At 35.4% G+C, this 13,886-nt stretch carries 16 protein-coding genes and 1 tRNA gene; 9 read left to right on the top strand and 8 right to left on the bottom strand.

What is annotated here, in order from left to right; all coding sequences use genetic code 11:
• Positions 1-7: 7 nt before the first annotated feature.
• Positions 8-244 (top strand): thermonuclease family protein, encoded by a 237-nt coding sequence (locus LBD46_04720; protein MDR2426464.1) that lies wholly within the window; start codon positions 8-10, stop codon positions 242-244.
• A gap of 243 nt (positions 245-487) precedes the next feature.
• On the opposite strand, the gene LBD46_04715 is transcribed toward LBD46_04720, so the two are convergent.
• The 3 genes from LBD46_04715 to creD all read right to left on the bottom strand — a co-directional run bounded on the left by LBD46_04715 (position 488) and on the right by creD (position 3,908).
• Positions 488-574: transfer RNA gene (locus LBD46_04715), tRNA-Ser, on the bottom strand.
• A 152-nt stretch (positions 575-726) separates the two neighbouring features.
• Complete coding sequence (locus LBD46_04710; GenBank protein ID MDR2426463.1) at positions 727-2,499, bottom strand: DUF2207 domain-containing protein; 1,773 nt, start codon at positions 2,497-2,499, stop codon at positions 727-729.
• Positions 2,496-3,908 carry a cell envelope integrity protein CreD gene (gene creD / locus LBD46_04705; protein MDR2426462.1) on the bottom strand — a complete coding sequence of 471 codons (1,413 nt, stop codon included), beginning with the start codon at positions 3,906-3,908 and terminating at the stop codon, positions 2,496-2,498. The genes LBD46_04710 and creD overlap by 4 nt, the downstream gene beginning before the upstream one ends.
• A gap of 144 nt (positions 3,909-4,052) precedes the next feature.
• Between creD and LBD46_04700 the strand changes: the two genes are divergently transcribed.
• Both LBD46_04700 and LBD46_04695 read left to right on the top strand, forming a co-directional pair.
• On the top strand, positions 4,053-4,190 hold the full coding sequence (locus LBD46_04700) for a hypothetical protein (GenBank protein MDR2426461.1): 138 nt from the start codon (positions 4,053-4,055) through the stop codon (positions 4,188-4,190).
• Positions 4,191-4,276: 86 nt separating this feature from the next.
• Entirely contained in the window at positions 4,277-5,521 is a 1,245-nt protein-coding gene (locus LBD46_04695) for a U32 family peptidase C-terminal domain-containing protein (protein MDR2426460.1), read from the top strand.
• Between the two features lie 2 nt (positions 5,522-5,523).
• On the opposite strand, the gene LBD46_04690 is transcribed toward LBD46_04695, so the two are convergent.
• The 5 genes from LBD46_04690 to LBD46_04670 all read right to left on the bottom strand — a co-directional run bounded on the left by LBD46_04690 (position 5,524) and on the right by LBD46_04670 (position 9,490).
• Positions 5,524-6,927: an ATP-binding cassette domain-containing protein gene (locus tag LBD46_04690; GenBank protein ID MDR2426459.1), complete on the bottom strand. Its 1,404-nt coding sequence runs from the start codon at positions 6,925-6,927 to the stop codon at positions 5,524-5,526.
• Positions 6,928-7,128: 201 nt separating this feature from the next.
• Positions 7,129-7,296: a hypothetical protein gene (locus LBD46_04685; GenBank protein MDR2426458.1), complete on the bottom strand. Its 168-nt coding sequence runs from the start codon at positions 7,294-7,296 to the stop codon at positions 7,129-7,131.
• Positions 7,297-7,313: 17 nt separating this feature from the next.
• The gene (locus LBD46_04680) at positions 7,314-8,441 is read right to left on the bottom strand and encodes a site-specific integrase (protein ID MDR2426457.1); all 1,128 of its coding nucleotides are present in this window, start codon (positions 8,439-8,441) and stop codon (positions 7,314-7,316) included.
• Complete coding sequence (locus LBD46_04675) at positions 8,442-8,864, bottom strand: hypothetical protein (protein ID MDR2426456.1); 423 nt, start codon at positions 8,862-8,864, stop codon at positions 8,442-8,444.
• On the bottom strand, positions 8,861-9,490 hold the full coding sequence (locus tag LBD46_04670) for a LexA family transcriptional regulator (protein ID MDR2426455.1): 630 nt from the start codon (positions 9,488-9,490) through the stop codon (positions 8,861-8,863). The genes LBD46_04675 and LBD46_04670 overlap by 4 nt, the downstream gene beginning before the upstream one ends.
• 297 nt (positions 9,491-9,787) lie before the next feature.
• Here LBD46_04670 and LBD46_04665 point away from each other — a divergent pair, with 297 nt between their 5' ends.
• From LBD46_04665 to LBD46_04640, 6 genes are all read left to right on the top strand, one after another.
• Positions 9,788-10,018: a helix-turn-helix domain-containing protein gene (locus LBD46_04665; GenBank protein MDR2426454.1), complete on the top strand. Its 231-nt coding sequence runs from the start codon at positions 9,788-9,790 to the stop codon at positions 10,016-10,018.
• Between the two features lie 16 nt (positions 10,019-10,034).
• Complete coding sequence (locus LBD46_04660) at positions 10,035-10,679, top strand: hypothetical protein (protein ID MDR2426453.1); 645 nt, start codon at positions 10,035-10,037, stop codon at positions 10,677-10,679.
• The gene (gene dnaB, locus LBD46_04655) at positions 10,679-12,043 is read left to right on the top strand and encodes a replicative DNA helicase (protein ID MDR2426452.1); all 1,365 of its coding nucleotides are present in this window, start codon (positions 10,679-10,681) and stop codon (positions 12,041-12,043) included. The genes LBD46_04660 and dnaB overlap by 1 nt, the downstream gene beginning before the upstream one ends.
• A 1-nt stretch (position 12,044) precedes the next feature.
• Positions 12,045-12,296 (top strand): hypothetical protein, encoded by a 252-nt coding sequence (locus LBD46_04650; protein ID MDR2426451.1) that lies wholly within the window; start codon positions 12,045-12,047, stop codon positions 12,294-12,296.
• Positions 12,277-13,248, top strand: coding sequence for a replication protein (locus LBD46_04645; protein MDR2426450.1), 972 nt, complete (start codon positions 12,277-12,279; stop codon positions 13,246-13,248). The genes LBD46_04650 and LBD46_04645 overlap by 20 nt, the downstream gene beginning before the upstream one ends.
• Before the next feature lie 341 nt (positions 13,249-13,589).
• Positions 13,590-13,886, top strand: a 297-nt coding sequence (locus tag LBD46_04640; GenBank protein ID MDR2426449.1) for a hypothetical protein, incomplete at its 3' end; no start/stop codon positions are given.

The raw sequence follows: 13,886 nt of genomic DNA, 5'->3' as shown, positions 1-13,886 counted from the left end.
ATCATATATGAAAAAGCTGTCCAGGTCGGGCAGAGTATATTTGGACGATATTGATATTAATCGCAAAATGATTGAAGACGGATATGCCTGGGTTTATTCGCAGTATTGTAAAATTCCGGAACGGGTAAAATGGGAACAACTTCAAGAAATTGCAAAATCAGATAAGAAAGGTTTATGGCAAGCTGACAATCCAACTCCGCCTTGCAATGGCGCAAAGATTCATAATCCTTACACTAACATTTAATTTGGCACAACATGACAACATGCTATGTGCTTTTTCCAAATTCTCTATGCAGCGCATAGGGAAACATGTATACATCTATCTAATTTCTAACCTTTAAATCAAAACAGAGAATGCTTTGATTATTTTCGGCAAAAGCCAGCCAATTAGTGACTTTTTTGACACTCTCGCATCCCTCTAAATAAAAAATCCCCGTCGTGGTTATGCCAAGTCTGGGGATATTTAAAACAGGGAAAAACTAGGATACGGAGAGATAGGGATTCGAACCCTAGTTACCCTTTCAGATAAACAGTCTTTCCAGGACTGCGCCTTAAACCGCTCGGCCATCTCTCCTTTGGTATGCTGGTTTTTTATAATAAAATACCTGTCATAACAAAAGTAAGCAGGTAATTTTACTATATTCTTGATTTTTATTCAACGCAAGACAAATTTAGAAGCCAAAATAAAAAAGAAACTATAAATAGAACGTTTTAAAAGATTCGCGTTTAGCGTCCGCCGCCTCCACCGCCGCCTCCACCACCGCCGGAATACCCTCCTGAACCTGATCCGCTTCCGTTTTTTCGCGGCGCCGCAGAATTTATTGATGAAACAATCAGCCCGTTCATTAAAGCTTTTCTCCCGCCTATATTTTGCATATAACGGTCAATTGTTGCCTGAGATAAAACTTTTTCAAATCTTTTCATCCACTTGTTTTCCATGTCAAAAGCTAAAGCGTAAGGCATATAATCGGCAAAAATTCTTTCATCATCAACAGGAACAGACAATGCTACTCTGTGTTCTTCAGCTATCGTCATGTAGCGATAAAAACCTTTTATGTGTTTAAACAGCTCGCGTCCTTGCGGAGTAAGATTGTCTATTATATTCACATAAATAAGCAATCCCCAAAAAGATAGTAGAAAACAGCCTTGAACTGCCAGCGCGGTTATGCCTGCGTCTTTTCCTATACTTAAGAAAAAAACTGAATAAACAGAATTAATTACAATAAAAACAATGGCTTTAAATATTTTATTTTTGGGAAGATTTACAAAAACAAGCATGAATATCGAATAATGCACATTCATAAATATAAATATAGGCATATTTTCTCCCAAAAGTACAAAAAGCAATTGCAATAAAATCAGTATTATTACAGCGGGAAATATATATTTACGGTTTGACGCTATATATTTTTGCATTCTATTTTTAAAATTAGTTTCAATATAACTCATACACATTGAAAGTGTGTGCCAGTTTAAACTGCTTATGTGGAAGTCGCTGCTTTTATAAAATAATGTTTGGATGACAGCTTTTTCTTCTTCAGGTAATCCTATGGTATTTTTATCTTTAAGTTTTAACATCACGGTTTTTTTTAAAAAATTTTTTTCTTCGGATATTTCTATTTTATTTTTCATCGCAAGGCTTACCAAGGCCGTTGCGAACATCTTTTTGTCAGTTTTCCTATTCCAAAGGCAGCGAATAAATGCCGGCGATATGTTTTTTGGCGGGGAAAATTCTGTTACTATTACGTCGTTGGGGTCTTTTCCTACTGCAAGCCAGCTCAGAATAAGATAAACAATAAGAATAATACATAAAATTATTCCCGCAGAAATAATAAAGAAAGAAATTTCAGTATTTTTTTTGTGCGATTGCACAATTCCTTTTTCAAATGGAACAGCTATTGTGAAACCTTCTCCTTTATGTAAAGGCTTTGTGGTTTCAAAAAAGTTCTTTCCCGTTTTAACTGCATTTGACTCTTTCGAACCTTTTTTCCCCGTGTAGATTGAAATGAGATTATCTTTTATGCCTGCTTCTTCAGGAAAAGAAATATAAAAAGAAGCATGTTTAATCGTAAAATTCCAATCATTGCCTGTAACATTCCAATAAACTTCATCATAATCGTCAAAACCTTTTACAATATTGGCAATAGAATAAGTCAGCTGATAAGTGTGAATTCCTTTAGATATGTAACTGTCGTCTCCGAAATTTATTATCAGACTATGTCCGCGTCGTTCGGTAAAAGACGGGTGAGGCTGATTATCCATATACAAACTTATAAATTTTACGGGTTCCGAAGCAAAGTTTGGAATATCTCTGTATAAACCGCGCCGAATTTGTATATGTTCAACATTTACCGTAATTACTTCCTGAACTATCGCCGAACCATCTTTTTGTACAGATATTGAACTTGCAAAATCATATATTATTTCTTCGGCATATATAATGCTGATGCATATAAAAATAAATGCAGATGAAAATAATAAAAGAAAAAGTTTTTTCATTTTAAGTTTATTTCTTCGTGCTGCTGTTCGTCATACCAAGCAATATTTCTTGTGGCGTACATTACAATTGCAAGTCCTATAAACAAGCCTATTGAGCCGAAAATTAAAGCCATATCCTGTAATTGAAGCAGTATATACAAATATCCATACAATGTGGCAAAAGCTGCCGCTGCAATTGCAGACTGTTTTGAAGTAAGACTTTTTGAAATGACGAATTTGGAATAGAATGTAATCATCGCGGTTATTGCCGACGAGGCTATCAAATAAGCAAGTCCAAACGTAATAAATTCCGATATGGAAATTAGCAGAATATAAAAAATTGCCATTGCAAGACCTACCAGCAAGTATTGGAAAGGGTGAATGGGTTTTTTGCTTGTAATTTCAAAAACAAAACAAGCCAGAAAAGTTAAAATTATAAAAAGTATGCCGTACTTTGTGGCTCTTTCCGCACTTCTGTAATTGTCTACAGGAATTAAAAGCGATGTTGTAAACAATGAAGAAGAAATGTTTGTGGATTCAAGACTTTGTGAAATTCCGCTTGCCATATAGTTTATTTTCCATGTTGCATCAAACCCTTCTTTTGTTATCTCTTTAGCTTCAGGAAGAAAGCTGCCAGAAAAGTTTGGGTTTGTCCATTTTGAATATATGCGGAAAGAATTGTCTTTTGCTAAAGGAGCAAAAGTTATGCTTTCACTGCCTTTAATGGTAAACTTTATTTCAAAATCGCCGTTTTGATTGTCAAAATTTACTGATGAGCTGAGCGATTTCAGCATTTTGGTTTCATTTCTTTCATAATATCTCGTATAAGAGATTCCAGGAGAATAAGAGTAAATTGCAGAAATATCTAGTGAAAGAGGTCTTCCTAGAACAGAAGGCTCAAAATCATATTTTTCGCCGTTCCATATAAATTCTGGAACAGATATGCCTTTTAAATCATTTATTTCCAAAGAAACAAAAGCGTTTTTTAGTGAATATGTAATTGTTTTCGATATATCATTTTTCAATGAAACGATTGATTCAATATTTGAGAATTTGCCTTTCATAGTGATTTCTGCTGTAAAAACCGGAACTTCAAAAATTCCTATATAGCGCGTCTGCGAAATAAGATTGACATCTGCGTTTAAATCCTTAGGAGCAAATTTTGCATATTCAGAAGTATAAGAAACGGTTGTTTTACCTTTAGCATCGGTTTCTGTGATTTTTCTTGAAAATGGAACATTAAGTATAGGTGCTGCAATTAAAATGCGGCTGCCCCATGAATCCGTAATTTTTGACTCAGCCTGCTTTTTATATTCAAGCCTGCCTTTAATCGTCCCTTTCACAAAAGCCAGAGGTATCAACATAAGCAAAACCAAAATGCCTATCACCATGGCTTTCCAGATAATCGAAAAATTCAATTTTTTGGACATATTTCCACTCCCTGTTTTTTAGTGATATTATATAAAAAAACGACTGATTTGGAAATTTGCCAACATTCCAAACTTCTTACAGCACTTTTCTTGACGGTTTATTAATAATTATGTTAAATAAACACAGGAGGCTTAGAAGACAAAATGGTTCTTTTAGATATTTATGAACGTGACTATGATAACTTCACTACTATTGCTGAAATTACAAATGATTACAAGATTTCCTCTCTGGATTATCAAAAAATATGGACTCTTATTACAGACGAGTATAAAAATGCTTAAAGATAACGGCATTAATTATATACACAATGTATCGGGATATTAAGGTCTTGCCTTTACCAAACTTCAAAACTTCCCGCTTCAACATTATGAAAAAACCTGAACTTTTGCTGCCTGCGGGCTCATTGTCAAAATTAAAAACAGCTTTGCTGTACGGTGCCGATGCTGTTTACGCTGGGACACCTGAAATGTCTTTGCGTGCCAAATCACATTTTTATATAGAAGAGATGGAAGAAGGAATAAAATTTGCCAAAGATGCTGGCAAAAAGGTGTATCTTGCGATTAACCTTTTTCCACATAATAAAGATATTGAACGTCTGGAACATTATGTAAAAACGCTTAAAATTTTAAATCCGAACGGAGTTATTGTATCCGATCCAGGCATTTTTCAGTATGTGAAAAAAGAGATACCGTCTATGCCTCTGCATATTTCCACGCAGGCAAATGTATGCTCATGGCTTACTGTGAATTTCTGGAAAAATATGGGCGCTTCTTTATGTGTTTTGGGACGAGAAGTAAGCTTTAAAGAAGCCTGCGAAATAAGAAAACAATGCCGCGATATTAAACTTGAAATTTTTGTACATGGTGCTATGTGCATAAGCTATTCCGGAAGATGTCTTATGTCTGCATTTATGGCCTCAAGAAGTGCAAATCAAGGTGTATGTGCACATTCGTGCAGATGGAAATATAAAAGCAGACTTGTTATGGAAGAGGAGCTTCGTCCCGGCGAATATTTGGAAATGGAAGAAGACGAACACGGCTCATATATTTTAAATTCAAAAGATTTATGTCTTATGCCTAAACTCAATGAAATTTTAACGGCGGGTTTTGACAGTTTTAAAATAGAGGGGAGAAATAAAAGCAAATATTATGTTGCGCAAACAGCCAGAGTTTACCGCAAAGCCATTGACGATTATTTCAAAAAAGCGGCAGATTGGAAAGCCGATTTTTACGTTAAAGAGCTTGAAACGCTTCAAAATCGTGGGTATACAACGGGGTTTTTTGACGGAATTCCTTCCGAAAATGCTCAGGATTATAATGATACTTCAAGCAAAAGCAGTTGGCGCAATATAGGATATGTTAAGGAAAACGGCGGAGATTATTTGATAATAGATATAAGAAATAAGTTAAAAAAGGGAGATGTTGTCGAACTTCTTTCACCTTATAAATTTGAGCCCGAAATAATGACCATAGACAAAATGTACGATGGTTTTGCCAACACTCCCTCATATATAATTGCGCCCGGAAGACAAAACCAAACTGCAAAAATACCGATAAAGAGCGAACTTGCCCACCTGTTTCCAAAACTTACCGTATTGAGAATGAAAATATGATATTACAATTTATAGAAATATTCTATTCCTATATCTTTTAAAAAAGTATTGTCATGTGAAATTATAATCATCGCTCCGGGATACTGCCTCAAAACTTCGGTTACATGCTCTTTTGTTTCAATATCTATATTATTTGTTATCTCGTCAATCAAAAGCAGCTTTGGCGTTTTTGCGGCTATCTTTGCAAGGCTTAGCCTTGCCTTTTCTCCTCCAGAAAGAACAGAAACCTGTTTGTTTACGTCTTCATTTTTTCTGAAAAGAAAATCGTTCAAAAAATCTCTTATTTCCGCATGAGTCTTTTGCGGCAAAAGTTCCGCAATTGTTTCCAGAACAGTTTTTTTGTCTTCCAGAATATCGTAATACTGGTCAAGATATCCGATATCTTCAACAGGTAGGACATCCCAAACGCCTTTTTTTGTAACTTCAGTGTATCCTAACACCGCTTTAAATATAGTTGTTTTTCCCGAACCGTTATCGCCTGTTATTGCAATGCGTTCTCCCGCGGATACTGAAAAGTTTATGTTTTTAACAATGACTTTATCCGCGTAACTTACGCTTGCGCCGCTTAATGAAAGAACGGTTCTCGAATCAATATCTTTTGCAGTCAGCAAAAATTTCGGTTTCAGTATTTCGGAAATTCTTAAAGAAGAAAGCTGTTTGTTAAGATTTTCCTGCTTCTCTGTCAGCATGACATGGCGGTTTCCTGTCGTTTTAGATGCGGTATTTTGTTTGGCGCCGCCTACGACAGGCAGCCATCTTTTCTGCGCTACAAGTTTTTCTCCGCGCTGTTTGCTTTTTGCAGCTCTCTGCTGCTCTTTCATCATGGACTGATTACTTTCTTTTTTCTCTTTTTTAAGGCAGCGCAACTCGTCTTCAATGCCCAGCCTTTTCTGTGCTGCTGCATTCCTGTAATCATCATATTTGCCCGTGAAAATATTAACGCGGCCATTATCTATATGCCAGATTGTATTAATCGAGCTTCTCAGCAGATCTACGTCATGCGAAACAACTATCAGAGTGCCCCTGTAATGTTCAAGCATTGTCATCAGCGATTTACGGTTTTTTAAATCCAGATGATTTGTGGGTTCGTCAAGCAGCAAAACATCTGGCTGAAGAGCAAAAGCGCCGCTTAGCGCTTTATTAAACTTTTCTCCTCCGCTTAAATTGTCATATTCGTAAATCAATTGGGGAACGTATCCGAAAACAATATTTTCATTATTTTGAATTTCACCTTCGGAGAGATCAGTATCGCCTTTTATGATTTTTAAAAGCGTTGATTTTCCGCTGCCATTATTTCCTATTATCGCAATATGATATCCAGATTGTATTTGTGCCGAAAAATTTTCAAAACAGATTTTGTTCGGGAAATATAAGCTTATATTATTTAAAAAGATTGGTTTATGCATAATTACCTCTTAACCGTTTATTTTGTTTAAAAAAGAAAAACGGAAGGAGAGGGATTTGATATACATAAACTCCTTTTTCCTTCAAAAATCAACAAAATCTCATTTTATAGTCGTGAAAGTTGTATTTTCAAAAAAGCAATTACGACAATATAGACAATTAATAAACATTTTATAAGAGAAAATTAAGAGACATAAAAGTGCTTAAAAACCCTTTTCGATTGCATTAATTTTTTTCTCTAATGCTTCGATTTTTGCTGATATTTCTACTTGGCGTTTAATGTCACCTTTGCGTTTTGCCCTGATCAGCTTTCCGGAAAGCGCAATACGTTCTCTGTAGTATTCGCCAATGCTCCCTTTTGCTTTTGCCAAGCCTTACTCACTAAAGATTAATCTTTTTTCACATATTTAAACGGATTAAACACGGCCATAGATTCATCAAAATAATTACCAAGTAAATGTCCATAATATTTCTCTGTTATCTCTACAGAGTGATGTCCTAATAGCTTAGAAAGCCCGTAGATGTCTTTATATTCAAACAAATAGAAAGCGGCGAATGTGTGCCTCAGGCAATGAGAATGATAGCCCGGAAACCCTATACTATTGTAAAATTTCTTTAGGTAGCTTGAAGCGCTGTTCATTGTAGGACTAGTTCCATCTTCATATACAATGATTTTATCTGTTTTGATTTTAGGGTTTTTCGCTTGCTTAGCTTTAAGTTTTAAAAGATGATCCTTGTATGGTGGCGGAAGCTTTCCTACTCGGAATTTTCTGCTTTTGGTTCTGAAGTTTCCCACGGATTCTATCTTATAGGAATTATTTTCAAAATCTATAAAACTCCATCTCATATTTAAGCACTCCGATATTCGTGTACCTATACAAAAACCAGTTATATTTATGTCTTTCCACACACCTGCAGATTCATCAATAACTTTTTGAGTTTCACTCGGAGTACGCCAGTATAGTATTTCTTTTTCCTGAGTTACCTTTGGAATTTTAAGTTTTTGCAATGGGTTGATCTGAAGGATATACCAATCAACGAGTTTTGTTCCGATATTCTTTAATGTCGTGCCTTTTCTTTTTACTGTAGCATCTGCGTTCTTCTCGCTGCTTTTCAGCCAAGCAAAAAATTTCTCACAAAAGGAAATGTTCAGATCTTCAACAGAAGTCATATAAGGATAAAACTGTTCTATATTTCTGAATAGCTGTTCATCAAGATTAACGCTTGTTGGAGCCTTATTTGCTTTTGAATAAGCGATATATCTTTCTTTTATATCTTGCCATGAAGTATGCTTTTTATCTAAACCTATACGCCCACGATCTTTGTTTTCTTCGTATTTGCCGAGTTCTATTTTTGCAAGCTTATGATCTTTTGAAGATTTTATCCATACGTTAACATTTTTATAAATAACGTTGCCTGCGGCATCCTTAACAGGTAGCCCTTTATTATCTATCTTAGGCTGTTTTTTATAATCTCTTATGTAATATCGTCCATTTTTTAAATATAGATATGCCATTTAGTCACCTATTTTGAAATCAAAATATTTTCTTATTGGCGTTTTTTTGTCAGGCATAATAAAAATATTAATCATAACGTATTTAGCTTTTTTTATTTCTTGATTCGAGATATTGATGTCACCCTTTGCAATGGCTCTGTCGCTTATAGCATCATATAGTTCGCCGTTTAATCCAGAATTTGCTTTTGTGATTAAATTATACTCACTATCAAGAACAGCATAATGAACTGCGATTCTTTTTTTGTTTACACCATCAATCATGACTTCAGCTAAATATCTGAACTGTCCATGCGCGGCCTTATTTAATACTTGTTGAATGTTAATGCCGGCTTCGGATTCATCCTTGTAATGCCTGCCGCTTGATTCCTTGGCGAACGATATCGAGCTAAGCAATAAAAGAAAACAGATTAAAAATTTTCTCATGCTATTTCTCTTTTTGTAGCTACAACAAGGCCAATAAATTCAATGGATTTATATTTAGTTTTGGAGTATTTTTTATTGTCGGACAAAAGTTCGATTTTGCCTTTATTTTTTTTAATTCTTTTTAAAGTAAACCCATCATCTACCTTTACTAACATAATCTTTCCGTCTATAGCTTCGATAGAAGGTTTTATATAGCAAATGTCACCCTTTGATATTGTAGGCGTCATACTGTCACCATTGCATCTTACTGCGAACTTTGCGCCATAGGCAATAATGCGTGGAACATCTTCGTACCCGGAAGGATCTTCATCTAAAAAGTTGGGAACCCCGGCAGAAATGTCAATGTATATTGGAATTCTTATTGTATTTTTATCTGTTAATGGAATAATATCCTTTTCATCCATATAGCTGTTATTGTCTTCAGAAAAAACAGAGATTGATCTTCCGAAAATCTTCGCTAATTTTTTTACGTTTTCGAAAGTCGGCTCATATCTTGCATTTATCCATCCGCTTATTACTGGCCGACTAATGCCTATTTTAGACGACAGTTCTTCTTGCGTCATATTGCTTTCTTTCAAAAGCGCCGAAATTACAAATCCAATATTGCTGCTTTTTTGTTTGCTCATAGGAGAACCTCCGAGGGAAAAATCCCTGTTGACATAATGTTAAGCATATATTACAATGTTAAGCGAACTTAACAAAAAGGGTGAGTGAAAGAATGCTTGGCAAGCTAAACAAATCATTTTTTTTCAACATTTTAATAATATCGGGGGATTTCCCCGTAAGCAGGCTCACGCCAAGCGGTCTGCTCTATAGAAAGGATAGTGAATTTATTCGCTATCCTTTCGCCCTTTTATACCCCCAAATTATAGCAAGATTTAAGATGTTTTTCACAACAATATTATAGTCGTTGCCGGGGAAAAATGAAAGATACAAAAAACAACTCAAAAATAAAATATTTGCGAATAAAAGATTTCGCAGAGATTTTTAATCTCCATAAACAAACAGTAAGTGTTCTTATACGGGAGGGTAAGATTAACGCTGTCAAAATATATGGCACCACGGCATGGAGAATCCCGATTGAAGAAGTAGAAAGCTACAAGCAGAAAAGCATTAAACAAACAAAGAAGGATATTTTTACGAGAGATTTTTAAAACAAGGGGGCTTGGCATGAGCAAAAAAAATGAAGTTACAAAGCAGACAACAGATGGTATTGGTTTTATCATAGACAAAAACATGCATTTATTAATGGAGTGCTTAGAAAGAAGAGTAGAGGAAATGCTGATCGACTATTTAAGCTCGTATCATAATGACAATGAGGCGTTTTGGGATTTTCTGAAGAACTGCGTAGTAAACAAAAAAGCCCTTATTCTTTTCTGCACTCTTATAAAAGATAAAGATTCAGAAACGTTTAAAAAAGTAATGACAAATATTCGGGATGTCAAATATGAATTTGAAGAAGATAAGATTATAAAAGAAGTTAAAGAAACTCCTTCTCATATCATTAAATTTTCAACAGGAAAAAATTTCTGCAAAAAATTTACAGAAGGCAGTCATGTAAAAAAAACGGCGCCTACCGGAATAGTATCTGATCAATTTTTAAGAAAGGGATTCATGATAGACGGAGAAAGCATTGAGATGTTTAGCTTCTTATCACTTGAACAAATAGGCGTTGTAATATCTCAACTTTGTTCAGACATAGGTCAAAGTATAGAGAAAGTTCCTGAGGGCGTTGAGTTCGGCGAGAAGGTTTTCATGACGCGCTACTTTATTGCAAAGAAAAATGACATAGAAACGGGATGGTTTGATAATTAATGGATATTTCAAAAGTTCCGCCAAACGATATTAATAGCGAAAAAGCTGTTCTCGGTTGCCTGATGATACCAGGCGAACAAAAAACAATTGCGCAGATATTCAATATTCTAAAAGCCGATGACTTTTATTTTGAGCTGCATAGAACTATATATAACACAATCATTGACCTTTATGTAAAGAATATCGAAGCCGACACGATAAATATTAATAGCAGACTTCAAAATAACGAACAGTTTAAGGATCATGGCGGATTTAGCTATTTAACAGAACTAACCGACATTGTGAGCTCTGCGGCCAATGCTGAACATTACGCAGAAGAGGTGTTGAGACTTTCTCACACCCGTATGCTTTTAAATGCTTGTCATGAATTCAAAGGGAAGTTATTAAAAAACAGCGATAATCCATTGGTTCTGACATCGAATATTCAGAGTAGGCTTTTTGAAATTTTGAAACGAAACAACAGTAATGGAATAGTTCATATCGCTGATACTGTTAGACCTACATTGAATGAGATTAACGATATTATAACAGGTCAAGCCAAGAGCCTAAGCATAAAAACAGGTTTTAAACTTCTTGACGAAATGACAGGTGGATTTTTCAACAGTGATTTTATAGTTTTGGCCGCAAGGCCTAGCATGGGAAAAACGATGTTAGGCTTGAACATTGGTTTAAATATTGCGAAAAATGAAAAGAAAGCGGTTTTAATGTTTTCTCTTGAGATGTCTGTCAAAAAATTAAATTATCGATTCTTTTCGAATATGGGAAATGTTGAGGGCTGGCGTATAAGAAAACCATCAAAGGGCAGTTTGTATGGCGAATATTCAAAGTTACACACAGCTGCGAGAGAGCTTTCCGAATTACCGATATACATTGATGATACCCCCGGTCTAACTGTTTTGGAAATGCAGATGCGTGCAAAAAAATGGGCAATGGAAATGAAGTCTAAAAACGTGGCAATTGGGCTTGTTATGATTGACCATATACAGAAGATAAAAGGTAGCGATATCGCTTCTAAAAGAAATAGAGAGCAAGAAGTGGCAGAGTTTTCACAAGGATTATGCACAATCGCAAAAGATTTGAATGTTCCAGTTTTGGCTCTTTCTCAGCTTTCAAGAAAAAATGAATCAAGGGAAAACAAAAAGCCCATGCTTTCTGATTTGAGAGATTCGGGAACGCTTGAGCAAGATGCCGATACGGTAATCTTTTTGCATAGAGATGGGTACTACAAAAAAGATGATCCTGAATTAAAGAACTCTGCCACGCTTATCATTGAAAAGCAAAGAGATGGAGACACAGGCGAAATAGGACTTGTTTTTAACTTTAAATTTTGTCGATTTGAAGATTTAAATGTTGGGGGAGATTGAGATGTCAAACAAGATTATTTTAGATAAAGAGGACGCAAATATATTCTCTCGTTTCGATATAAAAAAAAGAGGGTTATTAATAACAATGCTATTGAAAGACTTGGGATATCCAACTGAAGGCCGTCTAAGCACAGATACGCCGTGGCTTTCTGAAGAGGAATATAGCAAAGTTTCATCCGCTTTTTTAAAAATTTCTGAGAAACAAAGAGAAGACATAGACGGAGATGCTAACGATGTCGAACCCACAGATTGAAAACGGATATCTTAAAATTGCAAACGATTTATATGAGGCTGTATATCTCTTCAATTTTACGAGAAATGAAATGAAAATCGTTTCATATGTGATCAGGCAAACCTATGGGTTTAATCGCAAGTCTGTGCCATTGAAGCAAAGTAAGATAATGGCTGATCTGAAGCTTGCGAAGGGTAGAGTTTCCGTAGCTTTTAATAATTTAATCAGAATGAATGTATTGATCCATGAAAAAGGAACCGGAAAAACAGGGATAAATAAAGATTATGACAGTTGGAAAGAGTTCTCAAAACGAGAATCGGAAAGTTCACAAAATGAGAACAAAGAGTTCTCAAAACGAGAATCGGAAGTTAACGAAATGAGAACAAGCACACTATATATAGCTGTTAAAGACAATATTAAAGACAATTCTAAAGAGGGGATTCCCCTCATGGCGCCAAAAGATTTTTTTACGAAGTGGAATGAGTTTGCAAAGATTAATAATCTGTCATCTGTGAGTAAATTAACTACATCAAGAAAGGATAAACTTTCGGCACGCCTGAAAGAAAAAGAGTTCAATTTTGATAATATCCTTACAGCGATCGTGAAGCAGCCTTTTTTACTTGGACAAAATAATAGAAAATGGAAGGTCGATTTTGATTGGATTATTAAAAATGACAACAACTACACAAAAATTTTGGAAGAGAAGTATTTAAACTCTACAACTGAAATATCTTCCGGCGCTAAGGAGACAGAAAGCACAGAAACGCTTGATTCTGTTATCCAAGAAAAAAGAAAGCTCACAGGGCTTGACTGGACTGATTCAAAGGGAAATAGGCATGATGGCGTACTTCACAATTCGGAAGACTACAAAGAAACGGAAAGGCTGTTTAATGAAAAAGAAGTACCTAAGATAGAAGCCTCATATAACGCACGGAACAACGATTTAACAAAGAAAAGGGGGAACAATGGGTAGGTTGGAGATGGTCAGATACTTTACAAGCGGTGTTTCTTATGTTGTGTGTGTTTTTTACTGTATTGCTTTTTATTTATGGTCTTGCCTTTATTGATTCGAAATATGGTTTAAAAGAAGGTTCAAGGCATCAGACCGCATGTAGTAGTTTTGTTTAAATCCGAGTATATATGTGTAATACTTTATTTTTTATCGACTACGAAACAGGAAGATTAGTTTTTTGTCTCTTAAATTTCTCTTGACAAAGAAAATACAGTTTGATATATTTGGGGCATAAATAGAAGTTTTTGATAACAAGCTTGGCAAAGCTTGGACATCATGTCCTTTTTTGCGGGGCTTTTTTTATGCACGTAAAAACTTCAAAACTATCATGGCATACAGAGAAGCGCAAGGTCAGCGATCTTGTAGCGACTTCGTATAATCCTCGTAAAATATCCGAAGAGGATAAAACTCAGCTTACTAAATCACTTCAGAAGTTTAACCTTGCCGAGATACCGGCAATAAACACAGACAACAAAATCATTGCAGGTCATCAGCGTATCGCCGTTCTTTTGGCTCTTGGGCGCGGTAATGAGGTTATTGACGTAAGGGTTCCAAACTGTAAGCTCACAAAAGCGGAAGCCGATGAGTATATGATCCGG

The organism is Candidatus Endomicrobium procryptotermitis (assembly GCA_031279415.1).
Lineage (GTDB): Bacteria > Elusimicrobiota > Endomicrobiia > Endomicrobiales > Endomicrobiaceae > Endomicrobium_B > Endomicrobium_B procryptotermitis.
This window is presented reverse-complemented; position numbering and strand designations above follow the sequence as displayed.